The sequence below is a fragment of the Streptomyces sp. BK022 genome (assembly GCF_004217355.1).
Lineage (GTDB): Bacteria > Actinomycetota > Actinomycetes > Streptomycetales > Streptomycetaceae > Streptomyces > Streptomyces griseoluteus.
In genome coordinates this window covers 495,639-520,123 of the sequence record NZ_SHKU01000004.1, presented here as the reverse complement: position 1 = coordinate 520,123, position 24,485 = coordinate 495,639, and the positions used below count along the sequence as shown (strand labels likewise).

Below are 24,485 nucleotides of genomic sequence, written 5' to 3'. Positions count from 1 at the left end.
GCTCAGGCCGGCAGCGTGCGGGCGATCTCCGTGAGGGCGGCCTCGGCCCGCTGGTGCAGGCCGCCGCCGAAGGTGACCCGGGCGGCACCCAGCCGGCCCAGCTCCGCCGGAGCCGGTCCATTCGGCAGGTACAGGGCGTTCAGCGGGGCAGGGACGCCCTTGGCGAGCTCGGGCAGCAGATCGGCCGGGGCCAGGATCGGATAGACCACGTCCGCCCCCGCCTCGGCGTACAGGCGGCCCCGGCCGATCGCCTCCTCCGCGTCGCCGGCGCCGTGCAGGAAAGTGTCCACGCGGGCGTTGAGGACCACCCGGCCCCCGGCCGCCGTGACGAACTCCCCCAGCCAGTCGGCATGTTCGGCGGCGTTCTTGATTTTGCCGGAGGCATGGTCGGTGTCCTCCAGATTGCACCCGACCGCGCCCACGCCGAGCAGCCGCTCCACGATCCGGGCCGGTGTGAGTCCGTAGCCGTCCTCGATGTCGACGGTCACCGGGACGTCGACGGCGCGGATGATCCGCGCGAGCGCCTCGAACACCTCGTCCGCCGGGGCGGCTCCCCCGTCGGCGTACCCGAGCACAGCGGCCACCGCGGCACTGGAGGTGGCCAGCACCCGGTGCCCGGCATCCGCGAACACCCGGGCGCTCACCGCGTCCCAGACGTTGGGGATCACCAGCGGATCACCGGGTTCCGGCCTCCGGTGCAGCTCACGGAACTCCTCGGTCCGACTACGGCTGGGCACAGGTCGCCTCCTGGGGACGGTCGGGCACGGACGAGACGCGGCCAGCGTAGGCAACGCGGGCCGCGTCCGTCCTGTGCCACCCTCAGCGTTTCAGCGCCCGGTCCACCAACGCTCCCGCCGCCCCCGTGTAGTGAGCCGGGTCGAGCAGTCCGGTCAGCTCCGCGCCCTCCAGCACGCCCGCCAACTCCGGTAGTGCCGAGAGGACTTCGCCCAGGGGTACCCCCTCGTTCGCCGCCCGCCCCGACGCCTCGCTCAGCAGCCGCCGCGCCTCCGCCTTGCCCAGGCGGGGGGCCAGGACGGCGGCCAGGCGCTCCGAGACGACCTGGCCACCGGTCAGGGCCAGGTTGGCGCTCATGCGGTCGGGGTGGACCGTGAGCCCCCGGGCGAGGTCGAGGGCGGTGTGCGCGGCGCCGCCGGTCAGCCGGAGGGACTCGCGCAGGAGGGTCCACTCGGCGTGCCAGGCGCCGGCGGACCGCTCGTCCTCGGTGGTGAGGCACTGGGTCAAGCCGGCCGCCAGCACCGGTACTTGAAGGGCCGCCGAGCGGATCAGCGTGGCGAGGACCGGGTTGCGCTTGTGCGGCATGGCGGAGGAGGCGCCCCGGCCCGCCGGGGCCGGCTCGGCCGCCTCGCCGACCTCGGTGCGGGCCAGTACCTGGACATCGATCGCGATCTTGCCCAGCGCCGCCGCCGTGTGGGCGAGCGCGGCGCCGAGATCGGCGACCGGGGTGCGCAGCGCGTGCCAGGGCAGGACGGGCCGGGCGAGGCCGGTCTCGTCGGCGTAGGCGGCCGTGAGGGCGTCCAGGTAGCCGCCGGAGTCGTCCTCGCCGGCGGCTCCGTCGAGCCGGGCGTACTCCAGGTATCCGGCGAGGGTGCCCGCCGCGCCGCCGAGCGCGACCGGCAGGCCGTGGTCCAGGACGCGGCCGAGCCGGTCGGCGGAGTCCAGTACCAGGGACCGCCAGCCCGCCGCCTTGAGCCCGAAGGTGGTGGGCACGGCGTGCAGGGCGAGGGTGCGCCCGGCCATCACGGTGTCCCGGTGCTCCCCGGCGAGCCGGGCCAGCTCCTCGGCGGCGGCGCGCAGGTCGTCGACGGTGAGGCGCAGCGCGCGGGCGGCCACCAGCATGGTGCCGGTGTCGAGGATGTCCTGGCTGGTGGAGCCCCGGTGGACGTACTCCGCGGCGGCCGGGTCGACGGCCGCCACCACGGCGGTGAAGGCGCGGACCAGCCCGACCACGGGGTTGGCGGTCTCGCGGGCCGCGAGGGCGAGCGCGCGGGCGTCCAGCCGCCGCGCGTCGGCGGCCTCGGTGATGACCGCGGCGGCCGAGGCGGGTACGGCACCGAGCCGGGCCTGGGCCCGGGCCAGCGCGGCCTCGGCGTCGAGCATGGCCTGGAGCCACGCCAGATCCCCGGTCGCCTCCTCCACGGGCACCCCGGCCCGCACCGGGGACAGGAGTCCGAAGTCGAGTCCGGCGCTCATGCCGTCACCTCCGCCGGTCCGAGGGTCCTCGGCGCGGACACCGGGGCGGGCAGGGACAGTACGGCGTGCGCGATGGCGTCGGAGTCCTCCAGCGTCACGGAGCCCACGCCGGGCCGGATGCCCGCCGCGGTGACCCAGTGCACGGCCTCGGTGGGTACGCCGTAGGCGAAGCGCCGGGGGTGGGCGCGTCCGGCGGCGTCGACGAGCCGGTAGGGGCGCGGCGACACGTCGAGCCCGCCGGTCTCGTAGACCCCGCCGTGCCCGGTGGGCATGCGGTGCGGGCGGCACTGGCCGGTGCTCAGCAGGTGGCGCAGCAGCGGGTCGGCGGTGTGCCGCAGGTCGGGCTCGGGCAGCCGGGCCTCGATGAGCGCGGCGAAGGGCGGGGCGACGTCCGCTCCGCCGAGGGTGCGGGCGACGAAGGCGGGGCCGTCCGCCACGGTGTCCACGAGCAGGCCGGGCGGCAGGATCTCCACGATCCCGGCCTCGATGAGCGCGGTGAGTTCCTCGATGCGGGAGGCGGGCGGGCCGATGGAGAGGAAGGCGTTGAGCGGGGTGTACCAGGCGTGCAGCTGATCGCGGTAGGAGGCGCCGTCGATACCGTCGTGGTCCACCACGAGGCGGATCTCGTTGCGCAGGTCGCGCAGCACGTCCAGGGCCGCCTTCAGCGGGCCGGTGACGTTCCCCGCGCGGGCGTCGGCCACGTCCTGGCGCAGATGCCCGAGCAGCCAGGCCCGGTAGTCGGCGACGGAGGTGAACTCCCGGTCCCCGTACGGCCGGGCGATGCGCGCCCAGTCCCAGCGGTCGGCCGCGCCGATGCCCGCCGCGTCGAGGAACGCGTCCTCCTCGCTCTCCGGGACGTGCGGGTAGGCGTCCTCGAAGGCGGTGGCGTCCTGGCCGCGCGCGGTGAGCAGGGCCGCGTAGTAGACGCCCTGGACCTCGCGGACGATCAGCGGCCACAGGTCGGCCCGGAAGCTCAACCGCTCGCCGCGCCGGGCGCGTTCGCGCAGGGAGGCGACCCTGTCCTGGTCCAGCAGCCGGGGCTCGTGGCGCCCGTGGGCACCCTTCTGATTCTCGCCGCGCGCGTGGTACGGCACCCCGCGCCGGGAGCCCGCGAACATGCGGGGTTCCTCGCCGGAGGCCCGGTACACCAGGCGGTCGCCGACCCGCGCGAAGGAGCCGCCCCGGCCGAGCGTGAACAGGGCGAGGTAGTCGAAGAAGTTGAGGCCGAGCCCGCGGAGCAGCACCGGCTGTCCGGCGCCGATGCCGGAGAGGTCGTGGTCGGCGGGGTTGGCGGGTGGCAGATAGGTCAGTCCGTGCGTGGCGGCGAAGTCCGCGAACCGCCGTTCCTCGTCGCCGGGCCGGTTCGGGAGGTGGCCGAGGGCGAGGACGACGGCGTCGAGCCCGGTCAGTTCGGTGCCGTCGGCCAGGCGCACGCTCTGCGGGCCGTGCGGCGCGGGACCCGTGTCGTCCAGGGCGACGGCCCGCGAGGCGTGCACCCGGACGGTGATGTGGGCCGGGGCGCCGGCGATCAGACGCCCGAAGACCCAGCGCAGGTAGTGGCCGTAGAAGGCGCGCGTGGGGTAGGAGTCGGGGCCGAGGGCGCGGGCCTCGGCCGCGATCGACTCGTCGGCGGTACCGGTGTCCGCCAGGCGGCGCGCCCACTCGTACAGACTGGGGCCGTCCTCGACCGGGCCGACGATGTTGACGCTGTTGTCGGTGAACAGGGTGACCTGGGAGGCCACCGTGTTCATCAGCAGGTGCGGGGACTGCCGGGTGCGCCAGACCCGGCCCGGCCCCGGCGGCGAGGGGTCGACGAGGTGCACGGTGAGCCGGTCGCGCGAGGGCGACTTGCGTTCCTGGGCGAGCAGTCGCTCCAGGACGGACAGGCCGCGGGGGCCCGCTCCGACGACGCATATCTCCGAGGGTGTGCTGATCAAGGGTCACTCTCCGCTGGACTGTGGAGTGGGCGTGGCCGGTCCGGGTACCGGACGGGGACCGGGGCGGTGGGGAGCGGCGGCCGGGGTGAGCCGGATGGAGACCTCCACTCCGGGGCCGACCGGCAGGGGCATGGACAGGTAGTCCTCGCCGTCGCGCACCCGGTCGAGGTAGGGGCCGGTGGGGGCGGAGCCCAGGGCGAGCACGATGGTGCCGGGACGCATCCGCTCCTCCAGCGCGGTGAGCGCGGGCAGGGTCAGGTCCGGCCGGCAGTCGAGCAGGGCGAGGTCGACCGGGACGGGGGCGCGGCCGAGGTCGTGCAGTCCGGTGTGGCGGACCTCCGCCCAGGGGGCCAGTCCGGCGGCCGTGAGCCGGGCGCGGGTGTCGGCGGCCCGGTGGGCGTCGGGCACGTGGCCGACGATGTGCCCGGCGCCGTTGGCGCGTGCCCCGGCGGCGAGTTGGTCGAGGGAGCCGTCGGCGGTGCCGTCGAAGGCCACCACGCAGTCCGCGCGCAGGGAACGGACCAGGGAGTACAGCAGGCGGCCGATCTCGGGGGTCAGCGGTTCCCCGGCGGGCCGGGCGCGGTCCGGACGGACGAGGTGGACGAACCCGTCGGCGTCGATGGCGGCCCGCACCCCGGTGTGCAGCCAGCCGTCGGCCGGGGCGTCGGCGCTCAGGGAGACGGCCAGCCCGGCTCCCTTGACGAGCAGTTCGCCGTCGGGCCCGATCTCGGCGTGGACGTGGGACAGAGGCCGGCCGACGGTGCCGGACCTGCGGGCGGCCGGGGTGTTCCAGCTCACCGCACCGGTGTTGCCGGCCAGCCCGTACCCGGCATACACCGGCAGCCCGAGGCCCTCGCACTCGCGGAGCAGCGGATGGGGCACCTCCGTGCCGCACCACAGCAGCGGCACCCCGGGCGTGCCGAACAGGGCGGCCGGTACGGGTCTGCCCTCGCGGCGCGCGATGCGGGCCGCGCCTATCAGCGCCGTCGCGGCGGGCGGGGTGACGGCCAGCGCGGTGGGGCGGGCGGTCGCCGTCCAGTCCGGCAGGGCGGTGGCGGGGATGTCCCGCGGGGGTAACAGCAGGCAGCCGCCGTCGGCGATGGCCATCGGGGTGGCGGCCACCTGGTGGGCGAGGGCGCCCAGCGGGACGGTGACCGCGCAGCGGGCGAAGGCCCCTTGCGGTAACTCGGCCCGTAAGGAGTCGAGATGGGCGGCGACGCCGTGGGCGCGGATGCCGAACCGGCCGGCCGAGCCCGTTGAGGCGGGGAGGATCTTGCAGATCCAGTCCCGGTCGTCCTCGGGGACGCGGTAGGGACCGGACGCCGAGTCGCTGAGCGCGCCGAGGTCGACCGGGACGACCGGGCAGCCCTCGGGCAGCACGTCCCGGCCCGCCCAGCCGGCCAGCAGCGCCATGCCGCGGGTGTCGACGAGGACGGCGGACACGTCCGCCAGCAGGGCGGCAGCGGTGCGGGCGGAGGCGCCGGGCGGTACGGGGCAACCGGTCAGCCGCCGTGCCAGCAGGGTGAGTTCGGCGACGACGGCCTCGGCGGTGTCGCCGCAGAGGATGCCGACCCTGTGCGGGGGACCGAGGTCCAGGCGGTCCCCCAGGGCGCGGGCGGCACGTGTGATCTCGCGGTAGGAGTGGACGACGGCGGTGCCGTCCTCGGCCGTCGCCTCCACCAGTGGGCGGTCGCCGTCCTCGGCGTGTTCGCGCAGGACGGTCTCAACGGCCCTCACGCTCGGTTTCCTCCTGTCGGGCGCGCCGCCGGGCGCGGTGGTGTCGTCCGCCGCTCAGACGGTGGCGCACTACCGGCTGCAACGGTTCCAGCCGACGTCGTCGGACCCGAGCGACTGAACACCGGCGATTATGCCGTACATGGCTCCCCCTCTTCGACAAGGGCATCGGAAATCACGGTCAGGAAAATACGCGAGCGTCGGTGGGTTCGCGGTTTGATCCTCCGACAGAACAACCGTCACCCTTCGGTGAACGAACACAGAAGACCTAACATGCTTCGGGTCGGCGCAGTGCCGTGAAACGAAGGATGGAAATGGAAACAGCTCAGCGTAAATCGGGCACGGAAATGACCGGGACACCCCTGGACGAGCACGGGCCCGGACCGCTCCAGGAGGCGATAGCCGCCTGCTCCGCCGGCCTCACCGAGGAGGTCCCCGATTACCGCACCACCATGCGCAACGTCGCCGAAGCCCTGAGTGGCCTTTCCCGTGCCGTCGCCGAGCAGGCCGACTGGGCACCCCCGGAGCCGCGAAGCGCCTCCGGCACCCGTCCGGTCACCCGGGAAACCGGCAGTGTGAACTCCGCTTTCCAGTACCTGAACGGCCTTCCGGACATCAACCGGGCCATTCAGAATGAGCTGGCGGGGGCCCGCGAGGAGATCCTCACCGCCCAGCCGGACGGCTCGCGCCCGCCCTCGGTGCTGCGCGACGCGCTCGCCTCGGTACGCCGGCAGCTCGCCGCCGGGGTGGCCATGCGGACGCTCTACCAGCACAGTACGCGGTTCGACGAGCCGACCAAGCACTACGTCAAGGTGGTGACCGAGTTCGGTGTCCAGGTGCGCACACTGCCGGAGTTCTTCGAGCGGCTCATCATCATCGACCGGTCGGCCGCGTTCATCCCGGGCAGCCGGGACCGGCAGACCGCGGTGCTGGTCCGGGAGCCGGCCGTGGTCGGTTTCCTCATGGACGTGTTCACCCGGCAGTGGGACCGCGCCGAACCGTTTCCCTTCGTCCCGGTGCGCGCCGCGGAGGCCGCCGGAGAAGTGATCCCGGACATGCGGGAATCGATCCGGAAACTCTTGATCGAGGGCCGTTCGGACAAGGAGATTGCCCGGCGTCTGGGATTGAGCCTGCGTTCACTGCAAAGTCATGTGGCACGCCTGAAAGAGGATTACGGCGCGCAGCACCGGCTGCAGCTCGGATATCTCATGGCATTGAGCGATCATTACCCGTCCGGGCAGGGTTCCGGTAATTCCCCGCGCCCACGAGCGACTCCAGGAGAAACGCGTCCATGACCCGACACGCGCTGGCCGCGAACGAGAATCCCTATCCTCCGCTGCCCTCGGTGCGGACCGTGCTCGCCGAGGCGGCCGGCGGTCTCAACCGCTATCCCGACCGCGCGGTGACCGAGCTGGCCGACGCCCTCGCCGCCCGCCACGGAGTGCCGCGCTCGCACATAGTGACCGGCGCCGGTTCGGTGGGCGTCACCCATCATCTGCTGCACGCCGTGGTCCGTGACGGCGACGAAGTGCTGTACGCCTGGCCGTCGTTCGAGGCGTATCCGCACCTCACCGACATCTGCCGGGGCACCTCGGTCCGGGTGCCGTTGCGCGAGGAGCGGCACGACCTGGCGGCGATGGCCGACGCGATCACCCCGCGCACCGTCCTGGCCGTCGTCTGCAACCCCAACAACCCCACCGGCACCGCCGTCACGCGCGCCGGGCTGGATACCTTCCTGGACCGTGTGCCGGAGAACGTCCTGGTACTGCTGGACGAGGCGTACCGGGAGTTCGTGCGCGACCCCGAGGTCCCCGACGGCATCGAGCTGTACCGGGACCGGCCGAACCTGGTGGTGCTGCGGACCTTCTCCAAGGCGTACGGCCTGGCCGCGCTGCGGGTCGGCTACGCGGTGGCGCACGAGGAGGTGGCGGCCCGCATCAGGCACACCGTCGTGCCGTTCGGGGTGAACGCGCTCGCCCAGTCCGCCGCCCTGGCCTCGCTGGCGGCCGAGGACGAGCTGCTGGAGCGGGTGGAGGCGGTGGTCAAGGAACGCGACCGGCTGACCAGCGCGCTGCGGCCGACCGTGCCCGTGACCGCGTCGGAGGCCAACTTCCTGTGGCTGCCACTGGGCGAGCGCACGACAGAGTTCGCCGAGGCGTGCGCCCGCGCCGGGGTCGCCGTACGGGCCTTCCCCGGCGAGGGCGTACGCGTCACGGTGGGCTCGCCGGAGGCGAACGACGCCGTGCTGCGGGTCGCGGCGACGCTCACCTGAGACTGACTCAGTCCCGTACCGGCGCCGGCTCCCGCATCTCCGCCGGGCGTCGCGCCTCGGCCCAGCGCACGGCGGGTCCCATGGCGAGGCCCGCCGCCAGGAACAGCGTGCCCACCACCAGCCAGCCGCCGGTGCCCCAGGACAGGATGAGCGTGGTCAGCAGGAGCGGGCCGATGAGCCGCGCGACGGCGGTTCCGGCACCGTAGAAGCCCTGGTACTGGCCCTGTTTGCCGGCCGGGGCGAGGGCGAAGCCGATCTCCCAGGAGCCGGAGCCGAGCAGCATCTCGCCGAAGACCTGCACACACGCGGCGAACAGCAGCACCAGTACCGGCAGCCAGGCCGAGGTGCCGGCGGCCGACACCGCGAAGCACACGCAGGCCAGCAGGAGGACGATCCCCGCCTGCCGCACGGCGCGCGCCGCCGACCGCAGTCCCGTCACCCGCGCGGCCATCCGCACCTGGAAGACCACCACGCTCAGCGTGTTGACCACCAGCAGCGCCGAGACCGTCCAGCCCGGCGCCCCGGTCCGCCGCACGATCCACAGCGGCAGCACCACGCTGAGCAGCGGCATGTACAGCAGCATGACCATGTTGAGCAGCGAGACCAGCGCGTACGGGCGGTCCCGGAGCACGGTGAGGGCGCGTCCGGCGGGCCGGCCGGCCGAGGGGAGCTGCTTCGCGGGCGCGGGCAGCCGGCGGAGGACCCAGGCGGCCAGGACGAAGGTGACCGCGTCCATCGCCAGTGCCGTGAGATAGGACGCCTCGGTGTCGAGCTGGAGGGCGATGCCGCCGAGGGCCGCGCCGAGGGCGAGACCCGCGTTGACGGTCGACTGGAGGTAGGCCCGCGTCTCGGTGCGCCGGGCGGGTTCCACCAGACCGGCCAGCAGGGCCTGCCGGGCGGCGGCCAGGCCGCACTGGCAGCAGGTGTAGAGGCACACGGCGGCGAGGAACGCCGGGTAGGTCCGTACGAGGAGCAGGGAGGCGATGGCGGCGCCGGTGGCCAGCGACATCCAGATGGCGATCCCGCGCGGCCCGCGCCGGTCGGCGAGGTGGCCGAGCGGCACTCCGACGACGGCGCCGAGCGCCCAGCCGATGGTGAGCGCGGCGCCGATCCGCGTCGGGGACAGCCCGACGAACCGGCTGAAGTACAGCACCGAACACACGTAATAGGCGCCGTCGCCCACGGAGTTGGTGAGCTGCGCCAGGGCCAGGGTCCTGGGCGGCCCGGGTGGGGGGATGATCCGGCTGACGCGCATTCGGTTCCTTCCGTACGGGCTCGTGCCGGAAGGAGTCTTTCCGGCTCGCGGTGGGGCGCGCCACCGGAAAGGCCCTTCCGGCTACGGCACTTGAGGGGTCACGGTGAAGCGCAGGGTCTCCCGGACGAACTTCACGGCGTCCTCCCGCTCGGTGGGCGACCCGGCGTCGACGAGTACATGCCCGAGCCGCCGGGCGGACGAGGTGAGCGGCTGGACGGTGTCTCCCACCCCCTTGCGCGGCCGTACCCGGACGACCGCCGGGTGCGCCCGCACCTCGTCCAGTCCCCCGATCCCGGTGAGGGTGCCGGGCGGGGCCGTGAGGAAGACCGTGGCGGCATGGGACACCGGCCGCTGGGGCAGGGCGGGCAGGGGCAGGCCGACCGACAGCAGCACCATGGCCTCGTACAGGTCGAAGCCGTAGGTCAGGCCGATCGCGTCGGGCAGATAGTCGCCGGGGGTGCGGACGGCGACCTCCATCAGTACCGGCCCGGCCGCGCCCATCCGGAACTCCAGGTGCACCAGGCCGGTGTCCATGCCGAGGGCGTGGAGCACACCTGAGGTCAACTCCTCGACCTGGGCGGCGGCTTCGGGTCCCAGGTCGTGCCCGCAGCGGTGGACGAGTTCGACGAAGTACGGCGGTGGGGTGGTCTCCTTGGCGGTGACATTCCCGAAGAGGACCTCGCCCCCGCAGACCAGGGCCTCCCAACTGAACTCGGGCCCTTCGACGGCCGTTTCGACGAGGAGCTGTCCCTCTCCGTCACGACGGGCGACGACCTCCTCGGCCTCCTCCCGGGTGCGGATCAGCTCGACGCCCTGGCTGCCGGACAGGCTCAGCGGTTTGACCACCACGGGAAGGCGCCGGAGCATCCAGTCACGGGCCTCGCCGAGCCGGGCCACGTGCAGGTACTCCGGCTGCGGGACGCCGTGCGCGCCGAACAGGGCGCGTTGCAGCGCCTTGTTGCGGGAGACGACCGCCGCGTGCAGCGAGGGCCCGCGCAGTCCGTGCCGCTGCTGGGCGAGGGCCGCGCCGACGACCTGGGGCTCGGCGAAGCCGATCAGGCCGTCCGGCACCCGTTCGGCCACGGCGGCCGCGACCGCGCCGGCCCAGGACTCCTCGTGGCCACCGGGCACCCGGTAGAAACGCTCCGCGAGGGCGGTCGGGCGGTGCTCCCAGGTCGCGGTGGACTCCAGCGCGCGGGCCCGTACGCCCAGCCGGGCGGCGGCCTCCAGGTACGGGCGGCCCATCGTGCCGACGCCGGCCAGCAGCAGTTCCCTCGGCGCGGTCATGACACGGTCCTCTCCACGGGGGCCGCCATGTCGGCGGGCGGCGGCGTGCGCAGCAGGCGGGTGACGGGGGTGACGAGCAGTGCGGCCAGGGCGAACGCGGCCCCGAGGCCGACCCAGCCGAGCGGACCCCCGGCGATCACGACGGAGGTGATCAGCGCGGGACCCGCGATGCGCTGGCCGGTGCCGCCGAGGCTGAACACCGAGAGGTAGACGTTCTTGTGGTCCTCGGGGGCGCACGCGTAGCTCAGTTCCCAGCCGCCGGTGGCCTGCCACATCTCGCCGAAGGTCAGCAGCACGCAGGCCACCCCGAGCACGGCGGCCGCCGCCCAGGCCGAGTCGGGGGCGCCGGACACCGCCAGGGCGGCACAGCACAGGGTGAGGGCCAGCCCGCCGAGCCGCAGCGAGCGCGCCGCACCGTCCGGGCGTTCCGCGATCCGGGCGACGGGGACCTGGAGCACGATCGACAGCAGGGTGTTGACCAGCACCAGGAAGGGCAGCGCCCCCGCGGGCATCTCGGTGGCCTTCAGCGCCCAGAGCGGCAAGCCCACGGACAGGATCGTCACATGCAGGTTGAGGAAGCCGTTGAGGACGGTCAGGAGCCCGTACCGCCAGTCCCGGAAACGCCGGACCGCGTCCAGCGGGCCCATCTTGCGCTGCACGGTGTCGGCGCCGTCGAGCCGGAGCCGGCTCAGCATGAGGGCCGAGAGGACGAAGGCGGCGGCGGTGCCCAGCACGATGGCCCGGTACGGCCACACGCTGTCGGCCGTCAGCAGCGGCGCGGCGAGCAGCGCGCCGACGGAGAACCCGGCGTTGCGCACGGTGCGGATGATGGCCATGGTGCGGGTGCGGTCGGCGCCCGCCACCGTCGCGGACGCGACCGCCTGGGTCATCGGCTGGGTGGCCGCCTCGGCGGCGGCGAGCGCGCAGGAGACGAGCGTGAAGCCGAGCAGCCCGTGCACCAGGCACAGCAGCGCGAAGCCGCCCGCGCGCCACACCTGGAGGGCGATCAGGGTGCGCCGGGCGCCGAACCGGTCCCCCGCCGCGCCGATCGGCACGGTGGTCAGGAAGCCGACGACGCCCGAGATGGCGAGGCCGGTACCGACCTCGGCCGGGGTCAGTCCCACCGAGCGGACGAAGAACACCGCGGACGCGGCCAGGTACAGGCCGGTGCCGATCGCGTTGACCAGCGAGATGACCGCGAAGGCACGGCCGTTGGGGGTGGCGGGGACGTAGGCGCGCCAGAAGGAGCGGCTCATCCCTCCTCCCCCGGCACGGACTCCGGTCCGGCCTCGGGCTCGGTGGCGATGTCGATCAGCACGGCCGCCCGCTCGGCGAGCCGCCGCGCGGCGGCCGGTCCCTCCTCGGCGGTGGCGATGACGAACCCGGCGCGCTCCCACGAACTGGTGACGGGCCGCACCACGGCTCCCGGCTCCACGCCGAGGTGCACCATGTGCACCCCCTCCGCCTCCCGCGCCCGCTCGGCGCCGGACACCCGCGCGACCCGGCCGGGCGGCGGGGTGAGGAAGCGTACGGCGGCGCCCTTGAGGGCGGGCCGGGGCTCCACGGGCCCGCGTCCCTCCAGTACCCGGAGCAGGCAGCTCAGGATGTCGGTGCCGTACGCCTCGTCGATGAGGACGGTGATGCCGCCGCCCGGCATCCGCCCGGCGCACTCGATCAGGTGCGGGCGTCCGTCCGGCCCGGCGAGCAGCCACTCGGAGTGCAGGATGCCGGAGCGGAAGCCGATGCTCTGGGCGAGCCGCACCAGGGACCGGCGCAGGTCGGCCTCGGTGTCCTCGGGCAGCGGGGCGGGCACGGTGTGGCCGGTCTCGACGGGGTGCCGGGAGTCGCGCACGGTCTTGGCGGTGACGTTGAGGAAGCCGACGACGCCTTCGTGGACGACGGCCTCCACGCTCACCTCCGGCCCGTGCAGGCGCTGTTCGACCAGGTAGCGGGCGGGTTCGCGGTGGCGGGCGCGCAGGGTCGGCTCGTCGGCGGTGGTGGTGTGGGCCCAGGCCGCGGTGACGTCGTCGTCGGGGCCGAGGAGCTGGACGCCGAGACTGGCCTGGCGGCCCGCGGGCTTGAGGACGGCTTCTCCGCCATGGGCGGCGCGGAAGGCGGCGACCGTCTCGGGGCCGCTGGCGGGCGTCCAGTCGGGCTGGGGGATGCCGGTACCGGTCAGCGCGGCCCGCAGCAGGCCCTTGTCCCGGAGCAGGTGGGCCGCCTTGACCCCCGCGCCGGGCAGCCCCCACTCCTCGGCGAGCGCGGCGGCCGTGACCACCCCGTACTCGACGACGGGGACGACCGCGCGGACCTGCGGCGGCCGGGGGACGGCACGGACGAGGCGCTCGGGGTGTGCCTCGTCCTGGGTGGGCGCGGGCAGCAGCGCGGCCACGCAGGCGTGGCGGTCACCGAGCCCGGCGAGCCCGCGGGCCTCGATGACGTCGGGTTCCTCCAGCACCAGCACGGAGCCGACCGGGAGGAGGCCGTCGAGCTTGCCGAGCATCACGGGGCTGTAGCCGACGAGGACATGGGTGACGGACGCCTCCGGGAGCGCCTCGGGCCCGGTGTCGACGGTGACGGCGGCACGCACCTCCGCCTCCAGGGCGTCGAGTCCGTCGACGGTCGGCGCGTCGATGAGGAAGGAGACCGCACGGTCCTCGGAGCTGTGCAGCTCGCCCAGACGGGCACCCCGGTCCTGGTGGACGAGGACCGCGCGCAGGGTGGGCGGGGCGTCCGGCGGGCCGGGTTCGAGGTGCGGCCAGAGTCCGCGTTCGCCCACCCAGGCGGGCGCGACGCCGAAGCCGTCCACGGTCACGTCCCGCAGGATGCCGGGCGTGTGCTCCAGGTAGACCTGGCGGGCGAAACGGGTGGGCGCCGGGTAGGTGACGGGCTCGCCGAGGGCGATCCGGATGATCTGCCGCTCCAGGGAGGCCCCGGTGGCCAGTTCGTACAGCACGCACAGTCCGTCGCCGGGCGGCCGGGCGGCGACCTCCATGAGTACGGGCCGCCCCTCGGCTCCGATCCGCCATTCGGCGTGGGCGACGCCGTCCTGGAAGCCGAGGGTTTCCAGGGCGCTCGCGTTGGCGGTGAGCAGCGTCTCGGCGTGGTCGGGGCGGTCGCCGGGCACGGTGTGGGACAGCTCCACGAAGGTGGGGGCGTGGGTGTCGGTGGTGTCCTTGCGGGTGACGGACGCGAAGACGATCCGGCCGCCCTGGACGAGGGACTCGACGGAGAACTCCTGACCGGCGACCTTCTCCTCGACGAGCACCGTCTCGTACGCCGGGTGCCCGGCGAGCAGCTCGCGCAGCCGGGCGGGCCCGTCGACGCTCTCCACCCCGGAACTCGAGTGCCGTCCGGCCGGCTTGAACACGACCGGGTAGCCCAGCGAGGCGACGTCGACCCGGTCCCGCTCCCCGGGCGGTACGACGATGACGGCCGGACCGTACTCGGGCAGGTACCAGCGCTGGAGGTACTTGCTGCGGCAGGCGCGGCTCGCCCGCAGGCCGGGGCCCGGCACGCCGAGGGCGTCGGCGAGCAGCCCGACCGGTTCGACCTGGGTCTCGCCCACCGCGCAGGCGCCGACGATGTCGTACTCCTCGCGCCAGCGCAGGGCGGCGGCCACCGCGCCGGGAAGGAAGGAGTTGTCGCGGCCGGGGTCGCCGTCGACGAAGGCGAAGTCGTGGATGCCGGCGGCCGGATGGGCCGGGTCGGCCGCGCGGGCCAGCGCCTCGTCGCGGGCGCCGGCGGGGGTGATGAGGAGGATCTTCAGGCCGCGCCGGGCGAGTTCGTCCAGGTAGGCCGGTGACCGGCACACCACCAGGAACGATCCCGCCAGTACGAAGGCGGGCGGGCGCTGTTCTCTTCGCTGCGGCTCGTCCATCTCCCGTTCCCCCCGAATGTCGTTGCCGATGTCGATGGTGCGCGGTGGCCGGGCCGCTCCGCCGCCGGCGGGAGGCGGCCCGGCCACCGCCGGGGCGCGTCTCAGTCGAAGCGGAGACTGCCCGTCCGGGTCCTCTTCAGCTCGAAGAAGTCCGGGTAGTTGGCCAGCGCGCGGGCTCCGTCGAAGATCCGGGCGGCTTCCTCGCCGCGCGGGATGGAGTTGAGCACCGGGCCGAAGAAGGCGACGCCGTCGATGTGGATGGTGGGCGTGCCCACGTCCTCGCCGACCGGGTCCATGCCCTCGTGGTGGCTCTTGCGCAGTTCCTCGTCGTAGGCGTCGGTGTCGGCGGCGGCCAGCAGCGAGTCGGGCAGGCCGCGGGCGGCGAGGGCCTCGGCGGCGACCGCCAGGTAGTCCTTGTCGCCGCCGTTGTGGATGCGGGTGCCCAACTCCTCGTACAGGCCCGGCAGCACCTCGTCGCCGTGGTGGTGCGCGGCGGCGGTGACGATCCGGATCAGGGCGAGGGAGTTGTCGACCAGTTCGCGGTACCAGTCGGGCAGTTCGCGTCCCTCGTTGAGGACGTACAGGCTCATCACCCGGAAGTTCAGGTCCAGTCGGCGGTGCCGCTGCACCTCGAGGATCCAGCGGGAGGTGATCCAGGCGAAGGGGCAGGCCGGGTCGAAGTAGAAGTCGACCTTGGCGGTGTCCGTACCGGCGCCGGAGGCCGGCGCGGTGGCGGGCGTGTCTGCGGTCATGCGGTGGGCTCCTCATGGACGGCGATGAGCGCGCCGTCGCGGTCACGGACGTAGGCGGTCAGCTCGGCGTACTGCTCGCGCAGTTGCCGCTTGAGGACCTTACCGGTGACACCCACGGGCAGACCGGTCTCTTCCGGGACGATCTCCAGCAGGCCCAGCACCGGGTGCCCGGCGGCCCGCAGCGCCTCGTTGGCCTGGCTGAGCAGCTTCTCGGGGTCGGGGTCGGCGACCGACTGGCCGACGGTGACGACGGCGACCGGCACGGTCCGCCCGTCGCGGTGCCCGGCGACCACGGCGACGTCGCCGGTGTCGGGGACGTCGTTGAGGATGACCTCCTCCATGAACACCGAGTAGCCCGTGCCCTGTTCGGTCTCGATGGCGTCGGCGGCGCGGTCGACGAGGAAGAAGTCGCCGTTGCCGTCGCGGTAGGCCATGTCGCCGGGCAGCCAGTAGCCGGACAGCTTGAAGCGGTAGGTGAGGTCGGAGTCGCCCCAGTAACCGGGCGTGATGGCGGGGCCCTTGGCGGCGAGGAAGCCGACCTCGCCGTCCTCGGCGTGGCTGCCGTCCTTGCGCAGGATGGCGACCTCGGCGACGCCGACCGGCTTGCCCGCACAGCGGTCGTGGCGCTCGCTGTCCAGGGTGCGGGCCTTGAGCAGCACGCCCCAGCCCAGCTCGGTGGTGCCGAGCCGGTCCAGGAAGGCGGCGGGCTCCAGGCCGGGGCTGCGCATGGAGAGCACCTTGGTGATGTGGGCCTGGTGCACGGCGTCCCCGATGGACACCCACGCCTGCACGGAGTCCAGCGCGCCCGGCTCCGGCTCGGTGTTGGCGAGTTCGGCGTAGGCGTGCGCGAAGGACATCACCGAGGTGGGCCGGTACTTGCCGACGGCGGCGGCGAGTCCGGGGCCGCTGCGGTCGCTGAGGGCGACGATCGGGGTGCCCCCGAGCACCGCGTACACGGTGTACGCGATGCAGCCCAGGTGCGACTGGGGCAACGCGGTCATCATCAGGGCGCCGGGGTGCTCGGTGTGGTCGACCAGGCGGAACTTGGGCCCGGAGACGATGGACTTGTGGGTGTGGATGGTCGGCTTGGGACGGCCGGTGGTGCCGGAGGAGTGCAGGATCGTCACCGGGTCGTCGTCGTGGTGGTGCCAGTAGGCGGAGTCCGGGAGCGGCGCGGCCGGCGGGGCGGGCAGCTCCTCGACGGACACGGTGAAGCGCAGGCCGAGGTCCGCCACGCTGGAACCGAGCCGGTCCAGGCGGGCCCGGTCGGCGTAGAGGCCGACGGGTGTGGTCTGCTCGATCAGCGAGGTGGCGATGGCCTGCGGGGCGTTGGAGTTGATCAGCAGGGCGACCGCGCCGATCTGGGCGAGGGCGTAGAAGTGCAGGGAGTAGGCGAGGGAGTCCTCGAACCAGACGGCGACCCGGTCGCGGGGGCCCACGCCCTGGGCGAGGTACCAGGCGGACCAGCTCTGGGCCAGCGCGTCGAACTCGGCGAGGCTGAACTCCTCGCGCTCCTCCCCCGAGGGCACGGGTATCGGGCGGCTGGAGCGCAGGAACGGCAGGTCGGGGTGGGGGCTGGCGGCCAGCGCGGCCCGCAGCAGGTTGCCGCCGCCGATGGCGGGGTCGGCGGCGAGCGCGGTCCGCTGTTCGGGGGTGAGGACGGTCGGGGCGAACGTGGTCATGGACAACCTCTCGGACAGGGTTCGGGCAGGGTGCGACGAGGTCTTCGCCGCCGGTGCCGCGCGGGCCGTGGACGGGATCGCCGGGACCTGCCGTCGCGGGTGGTGCTCGGGCGACAGGTCGCCGGGGGGTGTGCTGCCGGTCGGGCGCGGGCCCGGCGTGGTCGGCGGGACACCCGCTAGGGCTGTGCGAAGAGCCGGGCGCAGGTGTCGCGGTGGTGGGCGAGGTCGTCGCCCAGATAGGCACGGAGTTCGCCGAGGAGGGCGGCGAAGTCGGCCTCGGTGCCGTGCTCCACGGTGTCCGCGACCCGGTGCACCGCCTCGGCCAGCGCCTTGCGGGCCGCCCCGGCCTCGGCGTTGGCGTACTGGACGTCCCAGTAGACCTCCGGGGTGCCGGAGGCGATCCGGGCCAGCAGGGCGAGCAGCGTGGTCGCGGGCGGCGGGGCCACGGGCCGCAGGTCGGCGGCGGACACCCCCGTACCGGCCAGCGCCAGCCCGAAGCCGAGGACGGCGGCGTGGGTGAGCGCCTGGGAGGCGGCGGCGAGCCGGTCGTGCTCGGCGGCGTCGACGCGTACCACCGTGGCGCCCCACCCCTCGATCAGCTCCAGCAGCGAGGCGACGCCGGGTCCGTCGTGGACGGCCACGGCGGCGACCGGCCGGCCGGCGAAGCCGAGCGCGGGGGCGAACATCGGGTTGAGGCCCACCGCCTGGACCCCGGGGACGTGTGCGCGTACGGCGCGGGTGACGGCCTGCTTCACGGACAGGGTGTCGGCGAGCACCGCGCCCGGCGCGAGCGCACCGGCCAGGCCGGGCAGCGCGGCGAGCGCCACCGGCTCGGGCACGGCGAGGACGACGAGGTCGGCCCGGCCGAGTGCGGCGGTGAGCGCCGGGCCGGGGTCGGTGATGTCGCCGCGCATCCGCCGTGCCGTGCCGGACACCGGCGCGTCGGCGGGATCGACGACGGTCACCTCGGTGCCCGCTTCGAGCAGCCGCTCGGTGAACAGCCGCCCCACGGCCCCGGCCCCGCCGACGACGACGGCCCGCCGGGTCACGACCGGCTCCCCGTGGACGTGCCGGCCTCGAGCGCCGTCTCCAGTACGGCCGTCACCATCGCCCGCGACTTCACGACCGTCTCCTCGAACTCCTCCTCCGGGTCCGACAGGGCCACGATCGCCCCGCCCACCCCGAACGCGACCCGCTCCGGCGTGGCGACGAGCGTGCGGATGACGATGTTGAGATCGGCGGCCCCGCTCAGCGCGAACCAGCCGAGTGACCCGGAGTAGACACCGCGCGGCCCCTCCTCCAGCCGGTCGATGATCTCCATGGTGCGCAGCTTCGGCGCCCCCGTCATCGAGCCGCCGGGGAAGGCCGCCCGGACACAGGAGACGGCCGTCTCCTCCGGCCGCAGCGTGCCCCGGATGGTGGAGACGAGCTGGTGGACGGGCGCGTAGGTCTCCACGTGGAAGAGGCTCGGTACGTGCACGGACCCGACCTCCGAGACCGAGTTGAGGTCGTTGCGGATCAGGTCGACGATCATCAGGTTCTCGGCGCGGTCCTTCTCCTGGCTGAGCAGGTCCTGCCGCAGTTCCTCGTCCTCGGCCGGGGTGGCCCCGCGCGGCCGGGTGCCCTTGATGGGCTTGGACTCGGCGACCCGGTCCGTGCCGACCGTGACGAACCGCTCGGGCGAGGCGCTGAGCACGGCGACGCCCTGGAAGTCGAGCAGCGCCCCGTACGGCACCGGGCTCAGCCGGCGCAGCCGCGCGTAGGTGGTGAGCGGGTCGATGCGCACGTCCATGACGACGGAGTTGGTCAGGCAGACCTCGTACGTCTCGCCCTGCCGGATCTCCGCAAGGCTTTGCCGGACCCGGTCGAGGTAGGCGTCCTTGCCGTGCCGGAGCCGAAGGAGGTCACTGGCGTCCGGGTCGGTCATGCCGGTGAAGCGGGCCGGGGTGTCCGGTGCGGTGCCGGGGGCGGGCAGGGCGCGCAGCCGCGCCTCGGTCTCGTCCAGCCAGCGCAGGGCGTCGCGGTCGTCGCCGTCGGCGGAGAGGGCGAGCAGGTAGCTGACGCCCTCGGTGTGGTCGACGGCGAGCATGCGGTCGGTGAACAGCATGGCCGCGTCCGGGGTGGCGGACTTGTGCACGGCCTGCCCGCCGGTCTCCGCCTTGAGTTCGTAGCCGAGGTAGCCGACGTAACCGAGGTTGAACTCGAAGGGCAGCCCGGCCGGTACGGGGACGGCGCGGGTGCGGATCTGTTCGTCGAGGTACTCGAAGAAGCCCTGCTCGACGATCTCGCCCTCGTCGTCGGCGCGGCCGGGGCTGCGGACGGTGACACCGCCGTCGGAGACCCGGTAGCTGACGTACTCGGCGAGCGGGCCGCGTCCGTCACCGAGGAAGGAGAAGCGGGACAGACCCTCGATGACGGCGCCGCTGTCCAGCCAGAAGCTGTGGGCGTCTCCGGCGAAGAGGGCGCGGTAGGCGGCCTCGGTGTCGGGCTGGAGACCGATGTGCCGGGTGTGCACGGTGTACCGGGAGCCGCTCGCGCCGGTGACCCGGTGGGCGAGCGCCAGGCGGCGGAAGTTGCGCAGCAGGTCGCGGCCGTACTCGCTGCTGATGGACTCGGGGTGGAACTGCACGCCCCACACCGGCCGGGACACATGCCGCACGCCCATGATCACGCCGTCCCCGGTCCAGGCGACGGCCTCGAGTTCACCGGGCAGGTCGGTGGCGGCGAGCGAGTGGTAGCGGACCACGTCGAAGGGGGTGGGGAGTCCGGCGAAGAGGTCGGTGCCGTTGTGGTGGACGGCGGAGATGCGGCCGTGCATGGGCTCGGGCGCGAGGGCGACCGTGCCGCCGAACAGATGGGTGATGCCCTGGTGGCCCAGGCAGACGCCGAGGACGGGCAGTCCGCTGTCGAGGATGGCGCGGGCGCTGATGCCGAAGTCCCGCTCCCGGTCCGGACGTCCGGGGCCGGGCGAGATGACGACGGCGTCGAACTCCTCCAGCCGCAGGGCGGACCAGTCGGCACCGTTGCGGACGACGACCGGCGGCCGGCCGTTCACCTCGCCGAGCAACTGGTAGAGGTTGTAGGTGAAGGAGTCGTAGTTGTCGATGAGCAAGGTCCTCACGAGGAACCTCCGATCACCCGGTCCTCGACGCGGCAGGTCTCCTCGATCACGAGGTCGTACAGCTTCCGCAGGAACTCCCGGTCGATGCCGTGCCGTTCGCCGTAGCGCGCGGCGCGTTCCTGGACGACGCCGATACGGTGCGGCTGCATCATCGGCACGTCGTGCTCCCGCTTGAAGTGGCCGATCTCCACGCACTTCTCGATCCGGGCGCGCAGTTCGTCCAGGAAACGTTCGTCGATCGCGTCGAGCTCCGCCCGAAGGTCCTCGATGGTGACGCCGGTTGTCGGCCTCTCCCCCATGGCTGCCCCTCCCGCCTGTCCACGGTCCGAATGTGCCCGCCGCCGGGCTCGGCCCGCCACCGGCCCGATAGCTCGGATCACCGCAGTGCACACAGTGCGGGGATCGATACGGGGACAAGCGGGACATGTCGGCGGGCCCCGGAGGCCGCGCGGAGGGGTCAGACGCGCAGGAAGGCCGGCGCTCCGGGTGCGGTGGCCTCGGCGACCGTGCCGTCCTTCGCGGGGTGGTCGCGCAGCAGGTCGGCCACGATCTCGGTGGCGAGCCGGTGCCAGGTGGGCAGGCGGCGCAGCATGGCGTGCTCCGCCCCGGCGATCATGATCATCCCGGCGTGCGCGCCGGCCGTGCGGGCCCGCAGCACGAAGTCCACCGAGTCGTCGGCGGCGGTGATCCGGTCGGCGTCGCCGTGTATCACCACCACCCGCTGTCCGCGCAGGTGGACGGCTGGTTCCGCGGCGGGCAGCCAGGGGGCGAGCGCCAGCACACCGCGTACCGCCGGGTCCGCGGCCGCGTGCAGGGCGGCCCGGCCCCCCATGGAGTGGCCGACCAGCACGACCGGCAGCGGGCCGAATCGCTCGCGGAGTTCGCCGAGGGCGCGCAGCACGTCGTCGGCGGCGGCCCCGCCGTTCCAGCCCCGGTGCCGGTAGCGCACTTCGCCGAGCACGATGCCGTCCGGCGGCAGCCCGGTGGCGACGGCGCGCAGCACGGGGCGCATGCGCAGCGCGGCGAGGTGCCAGGGCCGGCTGACGGAGACGTCCTCGGCCCGGCCGCCGTGCAGGGTGAGCACCGCGGCCTTCGGGGCCTTGGGGGCGTATCGGACCACCAGCGCGCTCTCCGGGCCCTCCGCGCCCTCGCCGCCCTGCGGGCGCGTCGTCTCGTCCGGGCCGTCGCTGTGAACTCTCAACGGGGCGCCTTCCCTTCGGGCGGTCGTACGGGATCGTCACCTGGAATCCGTAGCCGCTCGGCGCGCGGTTTGGTCGGACGCGCCCGTTCCGCCTACTGCGACGGGCGGGGCAAAAGCACGTCTGAGAGGGTCGGACCGGGGCACATGTGCTCAGGCAAGGACTTCTCACCGTGATGACAGAGGTGAATGATGACCACCCAGACCAAGGATCTGACCCCGAAGTACACCGTTCCGGGCCTCGAACGTGAGGCGGCCGGGAAGCTCATCGGTCTGCTCCGCCTCCGTCTGCACGCGCTCAACGACCTCCATCTCACGCTGAAGCACGTGCACTGGAACGTCGTGGGGCCGCACTTCATCGCCGTCCACGAGATGATCGATCCGCAGGTCGACCGGGTCCGTGACATGGCCGACGACGTGGCCGAGCGGACCGCCGCCCTCGGCGGTGTCGCCCAGGGCACGCCGGGTTCGCTGGTGGCCGAGCGCACCTGGGACGACTACTCCATCGGCCGGGGTGACGCCATCGCGCACCTCGCCGCGCTCGACGTGGTCTACACCGGCGTGATCGAGGGCGTACGCGCCGCGGTCAAGGAGGCGGGCGAGATCGACCCCGCCACCGAGGACCTTCTGATCGGGCAGCTCCGCGACCTGGAGCAGTTCCAGTGGTTCGTCCGGGCCCACCTGGAAAGCGCCCGCGGCACTCTCGCCACCCACGACGTGCACTCCGAGAAGGAGGCGGCCGCCAAGGGCGCCAAGGTGAGCTGAGCCGCCGGTACGGAAAACGCCGCGCGCCGCTGCCCCTCCTGGGGTCGCGGCGCGCGGCGTTTTCGTACCCGGGGGTCAGGGCGGCGAGTCGCCCCGGTCGCGGGCCGTGCGCAGGACCTCCTCCACGTCGCCGAGGCGGTCGAGGCCCTGGACGGCGCGGGAGGTCCGGTTGTTGGCGGCCAGCAGGTCGCGGTGGCGGTGGACGAAGGCCCAGTAGCCGGTGGTGTACGGGCAGGCCCGCTCGCCGGTGCGGTCTCCCGGTTTGTAGGCGCAGCCACCACAGAAGTCACTCATGCGGTGGATGTAGGCCCCACCGGAGGTGTACGGCTTGGTGGTCATCCGGCCGCCGTCGGCGTACTGGGACATCCCGACGACGTTGGGCAGCATCACCCAGTCGTAGCCGTCGACGAAGCAGCGGTGGAACCAGTCGGTGACCGCGCGCGGCTCCCAGCCCTGCTGGAGGGCGTGGCTGCCGAGCAGCATCAGACGCGGGATGTGGTGGGTCCAGCCGGTGTCGCGGACCTGGGCGAGGGCGGTGGACAGACACCGGGCGGTGACGGCGTCGGAGTCGAGTTCGAGGAACCAGTCGGGCAGCGGGGTGCGGGCGCCGAGGGCGTTGCGGTTCCGGTAGTCCTCACCGAAGTACCAGTAGAGCTGCCACACGTACTCGCGCCAGCCCGCGACCTGCCGGATGAACCCCTCGGCGCTGGCGAGGGGCGCCTCGCCCGCCCGCCAGGTCTCCTCGGCTGCGGTGACCACCTCGGCCGGGTCGAGCAGGCCGAGGTTGAGGGAGGAGGAGAGCAGGCTGTGGCTCATCACCGGGTCGGCGGCGAGCATGGCGTCCTCGTGCGGGCCGAACCCGGCGAGCCGGTGTCCGGTGAAGCGGCGCAGCGCGGCCAGCGCCTCGCGTCGGGTGGCCGGGAAACGGCGCGGGCCGTCGCGGCCGACGAAGCTGATGCCCTCCTCGCGCTCCCAGCGGTCGAGGTCGGCGCGGACCTCGTCGTCGATCTCGTCCTCGCGGGGCCGGTAGGGCTTCGGCGCGTCGAGGGTGCGGGCGCCCTTCGGCGGCGGTTCGCGGTTGTCGTGGTCGTGGTTCCAGCGGCCGCCGGCGGGTTCGCCGCCGTCCACGAGGAGGTCCAGCTCACGGCGTACCCAGTGGTAGAAGTCCTCCTGGCGCAGCCGGCGGCCGCCGCGCCCGTCGGCCCAGGCGCGGAAGGCGTCCTGCGGGAACAGGAAGCCGCGGGCGGGCAGCACGCGCACCTTCTCCAGCGAGCGGACCAGGCCGAGGGCGGCGCGCGAGGTGGGGTGGTGGACGGTGACGCGGCCGGCGCCCACCGCCTCGCGCAGGCCCTCGCGGTAGGTCTCGGCACGGACGTAGCGGACGCGGTCGCCGAGTTCGGCGGCCCGGTGACGCATCGCGGAGAGGACCAGATGGGCCTTGGCCCGGTGGAAGCGCCGGCGGCGGAAGACCGAGCGCGCCTCGATGAGCACCACGGGGGCGTCATGGGCGGGTCCGTCCGGGCCGGGGGTGAGGAAGTGGGGGCCGAGCTGATCTCCGAACAGCCAGTGCCGATCGGTCATCGCGGCCACTCCTCGATCAGGGCTTGATGCGGCGGACCGCGCAGGCGGGGGTGTATCCATGTGGCGTGGATCTCATGACCGTCGCGTGAAACACTTGCCGTTTGACAACTATGACCATGAGGCAAGAAAGTATCCGGTGTCACAGCAGGAGGGGAAGGATCAGGAATGTTCCGGTCGGCGGAGGCCGCTCCGTTCACCGGCCGCCGGTCGCCGGCCTCGATCCTCGGCAGCCCTGTCGGCTGCGGCCCGGTTCGCTCAGGCGGTCCGGGAGCCGGGGGACTCCTCGTACCCGTGTATCTGCTCCGACGCGACCGCGCAGAACGCTTCCAGGCCGATGAGCAGGGCGCTGCGGTCCCCGACCGACATCCGCTCCAGCACCGAGCGCAGCGTCTCCTCGCGCCGGGCCCGCAGGTCCGTGAGGAAGGCGCGGCCCCGGCCGCTGAGGTACAGGCGCACCTCGCGCCGGTCGGTCCGGCTCAGCTCGCGCTCGACGAACCCCGCGGCCTGGAGCCGGTCGCACAGGCGGCTGGTCGAGGGCGGGGTGGAGGCCAGGTGGTCCGCAAGAGTCCGCAGGTTGATGCCCTCCTGGTGCTCCAGGATGAGCAGGACGCGCAACTGGGACGCCGAGGCGGGAGCCGTGGATGCCCGGCCCCACAGGACTTCCAGCAGTTCCGCGGCCGTGGAGGTCACACGCGCGACTTCGACGGGTTCGGGGCGGGGGTGGAAGTTCGTCACGGTCACACTCTCGCAGGTACGGGGACGACCCACAGCCTACTAGCAGGCAAGACGGTCCTAAATATCCAGGAAGAC

General features: G+C 73.7%; 18 protein-coding genes and 1 pseudogene. 3 read left to right on the top strand and 16 right to left on the bottom strand.

What is annotated here, in order from left to right:
• Positions 1–2: 2 nt before the first annotated feature.
• The 4 genes from EV284_RS19120 to EV284_RS33555 form a co-directional block, all read right to left on the bottom strand.
• On the bottom strand, positions 3–737 hold the full coding sequence (locus tag EV284_RS19120) for an isocitrate lyase/phosphoenolpyruvate mutase family protein (RefSeq protein ID WP_207229072.1): 735 nt from the start codon (positions 735–737) through the stop codon (positions 3–5).
• An 82-nt stretch (positions 738–819) separates the two neighbouring features.
• On the bottom strand, positions 820–2,211 hold the full coding sequence (locus EV284_RS19115) for a lyase family protein (protein WP_130335718.1): 1,392 nt from the start codon (positions 2,209–2,211) through the stop codon (positions 820–822).
• The gene (locus EV284_RS19110; RefSeq protein WP_207229093.1) at positions 2,208–4,145 is read right to left on the bottom strand and encodes an FAD/NAD(P)-binding protein; all 1,938 of its coding nucleotides are present in this window, start codon (positions 4,143–4,145) and stop codon (positions 2,208–2,210) included. The genes EV284_RS19115 and EV284_RS19110 overlap by 4 nt, the downstream gene beginning before the upstream one ends.
• Positions 4,146–4,151: 6 nt before the next feature.
• Entirely contained in the window at positions 4,152–5,885 is a 1,734-nt protein-coding gene (locus EV284_RS33555; RefSeq protein ID WP_130335714.1) for an AMP-binding protein, read from the bottom strand.
• 311 nt (positions 5,886–6,196) lie between these two features.
• On the opposite strand from EV284_RS33555, the gene EV284_RS19100 reads away from it, so the two are divergent.
• A complete protein-coding gene (locus EV284_RS19100; RefSeq protein WP_130335712.1) occupies positions 6,197–7,177 on the top strand; it encodes a hypothetical protein in 981 nt (326 codons plus the stop codon).
• 5 nt (positions 7,178–7,182) lie between these two features.
• Positions 7,183–8,154 (top strand): annotated as a pseudogene (locus EV284_RS19095) (histidinol-phosphate transaminase); the annotation flags it as partial.
• 7 nt (positions 8,155–8,161) lie between these two features.
• Here the strand turns inward: EV284_RS19095 and EV284_RS19090 are convergent.
• The 10 genes from EV284_RS19090 to EV284_RS19040 all read right to left on the bottom strand — a co-directional run bounded on the left by EV284_RS19090 (position 8,162) and on the right by EV284_RS19040 (position 21,332).
• Entirely contained in the window at positions 8,162–9,409 is a 1,248-nt protein-coding gene (locus EV284_RS19090) for an MFS transporter (RefSeq protein WP_130335699.1), read from the bottom strand.
• Positions 9,410–9,490: 81 nt separating this feature from the next.
• Complete coding sequence (locus tag EV284_RS19085) at positions 9,491–10,696, bottom strand: ATP-grasp domain-containing protein (RefSeq protein ID WP_130335697.1); 1,206 nt, start codon at positions 10,694–10,696, stop codon at positions 9,491–9,493.
• Positions 10,693–11,952 (bottom strand): MFS transporter, encoded by a 1,260-nt coding sequence (locus EV284_RS19080; RefSeq protein WP_130335695.1) that lies wholly within the window; start codon positions 11,950–11,952, stop codon positions 10,693–10,695. Before EV284_RS19080 ends, EV284_RS19085 begins: the two co-directional genes overlap by 4 nt.
• A complete protein-coding gene (locus EV284_RS33305; protein WP_242625723.1) occupies positions 11,949–14,576 on the bottom strand; it encodes an ATP-grasp domain-containing protein in 2,628 nt (875 codons plus the stop codon). Before EV284_RS33305 ends, EV284_RS19080 begins: the two co-directional genes overlap by 4 nt.
• Before the next feature lie 101 nt (positions 14,577–14,677).
• The gene (locus EV284_RS19065) at positions 14,678–15,328 is read right to left on the bottom strand and encodes a DsbA family protein (RefSeq protein ID WP_130335693.1); all 651 of its coding nucleotides are present in this window, start codon (positions 15,326–15,328) and stop codon (positions 14,678–14,680) included.
• Positions 15,325–17,010 carry a class I adenylate-forming enzyme family protein gene (locus tag EV284_RS19060; protein WP_130335691.1) on the bottom strand — a complete coding sequence of 562 codons (1,686 nt, stop codon included), beginning with the start codon at positions 17,008–17,010 and terminating at the stop codon, positions 15,325–15,327. Before EV284_RS19060 ends, EV284_RS19065 begins: the two co-directional genes overlap by 4 nt.
• Before the next feature lie 176 nt (positions 17,011–17,186).
• Positions 17,187–18,059: a prephenate dehydrogenase/arogenate dehydrogenase family protein gene (locus EV284_RS19055; protein WP_130335689.1), complete on the bottom strand. Its 873-nt coding sequence runs from the start codon at positions 18,057–18,059 to the stop codon at positions 17,187–17,189.
• Complete coding sequence (gene pabB / locus EV284_RS19050; protein WP_130335687.1) at positions 18,056–20,131, bottom strand: aminodeoxychorismate synthase component I; 2,076 nt, start codon at positions 20,129–20,131, stop codon at positions 18,056–18,058. Before pabB ends, EV284_RS19055 begins: the two co-directional genes overlap by 4 nt.
• Positions 20,128–20,430, bottom strand: coding sequence for a chorismate mutase family protein (locus EV284_RS19045; protein ID WP_130335685.1), 303 nt, complete (start codon positions 20,428–20,430; stop codon positions 20,128–20,130). The genes pabB and EV284_RS19045 overlap by 4 nt, the downstream gene beginning before the upstream one ends.
• A 158-nt stretch (positions 20,431–20,588) precedes the next feature.
• Positions 20,589–21,332, bottom strand: coding sequence for an alpha/beta hydrolase (locus EV284_RS19040; protein ID WP_130335683.1), 744 nt, complete (start codon positions 21,330–21,332; stop codon positions 20,589–20,591).
• Positions 21,333–21,521: 189 nt separating this feature from the next.
• Between EV284_RS19040 and EV284_RS19035 the strand changes: the two genes are divergently transcribed.
• A complete protein-coding gene (locus EV284_RS19035; protein ID WP_130336443.1) occupies positions 21,522–22,094 on the top strand; it encodes a DNA starvation/stationary phase protection protein in 573 nt (190 codons plus the stop codon).
• A gap of 75 nt (positions 22,095–22,169) precedes the next feature.
• On the opposite strand, the gene EV284_RS19030 is transcribed toward EV284_RS19035, so the two are convergent.
• Entirely contained in the window at positions 22,170–23,675 is a 1,506-nt protein-coding gene (locus EV284_RS19030; RefSeq protein WP_130335681.1) for a cryptochrome/photolyase family protein, read from the bottom strand.
• Positions 23,676–23,930: 255 nt separating this feature from the next.
• A complete protein-coding gene (locus EV284_RS19025; protein ID WP_130335679.1) occupies positions 23,931–24,416 on the bottom strand; it encodes a MarR family transcriptional regulator in 486 nt (161 codons plus the stop codon).
• Positions 24,417–24,485 lie beyond the last annotated feature (69 nt).

Coding starts and splice junctions, on each gene's coding strand:
- EV284_RS19100 (WP_130335712.1), top strand. CDS start 6,197: ATGGAAACAGCTCAGCGTAAATCGGGCACGGAAATGACCGGGACACCC.
- EV284_RS19045 (WP_130335685.1), bottom strand. CDS start 20,430: ATGGGGGAGAGGCCGACAACCGGCGTCACCATCGAGGACCTTCGGGCG.
- EV284_RS19030 (WP_130335681.1), bottom strand. CDS start 23,675: ATGACCGATCGGCACTGGCTGTTCGGAGATCAGCTCGGCCCCCACTTC.
- EV284_RS19090 (WP_130335699.1), bottom strand. CDS start 9,409: ATGCGCGTCAGCCGGATCATCCCCCCACCCGGGCCGCCCAGGACCCTG.
- EV284_RS19065 (WP_130335693.1), bottom strand. CDS start 15,328: ATGACCGCAGACACGCCCGCCACCGCGCCGGCCTCCGGCGCCGGTACG.
- EV284_RS19060 (WP_130335691.1), bottom strand. CDS start 17,010: ATGACCACGTTCGCCCCGACCGTCCTCACCCCCGAACAGCGGACCGCG.
- EV284_RS19035 (WP_130336443.1), top strand. CDS start 21,522: ATGACCACCCAGACCAAGGATCTGACCCCGAAGTACACCGTTCCGGGC.
- EV284_RS19115 (WP_130335718.1), bottom strand. CDS start 2,211: ATGAGCGCCGGACTCGACTTCGGACTCCTGTCCCCGGTGCGGGCCGGG.
- EV284_RS19085 (WP_130335697.1), bottom strand. CDS start 10,696: ATGACCGCGCCGAGGGAACTGCTGCTGGCCGGCGTCGGCACGATGGGC.
- EV284_RS19080 (WP_130335695.1), bottom strand. CDS start 11,952: ATGAGCCGCTCCTTCTGGCGCGCCTACGTCCCCGCCACCCCCAACGGC.
- EV284_RS33305 (WP_242625723.1), bottom strand. CDS start 14,576: ATGGACGAGCCGCAGCGAAGAGAACAGCGCCCGCCCGCCTTCGTACTG.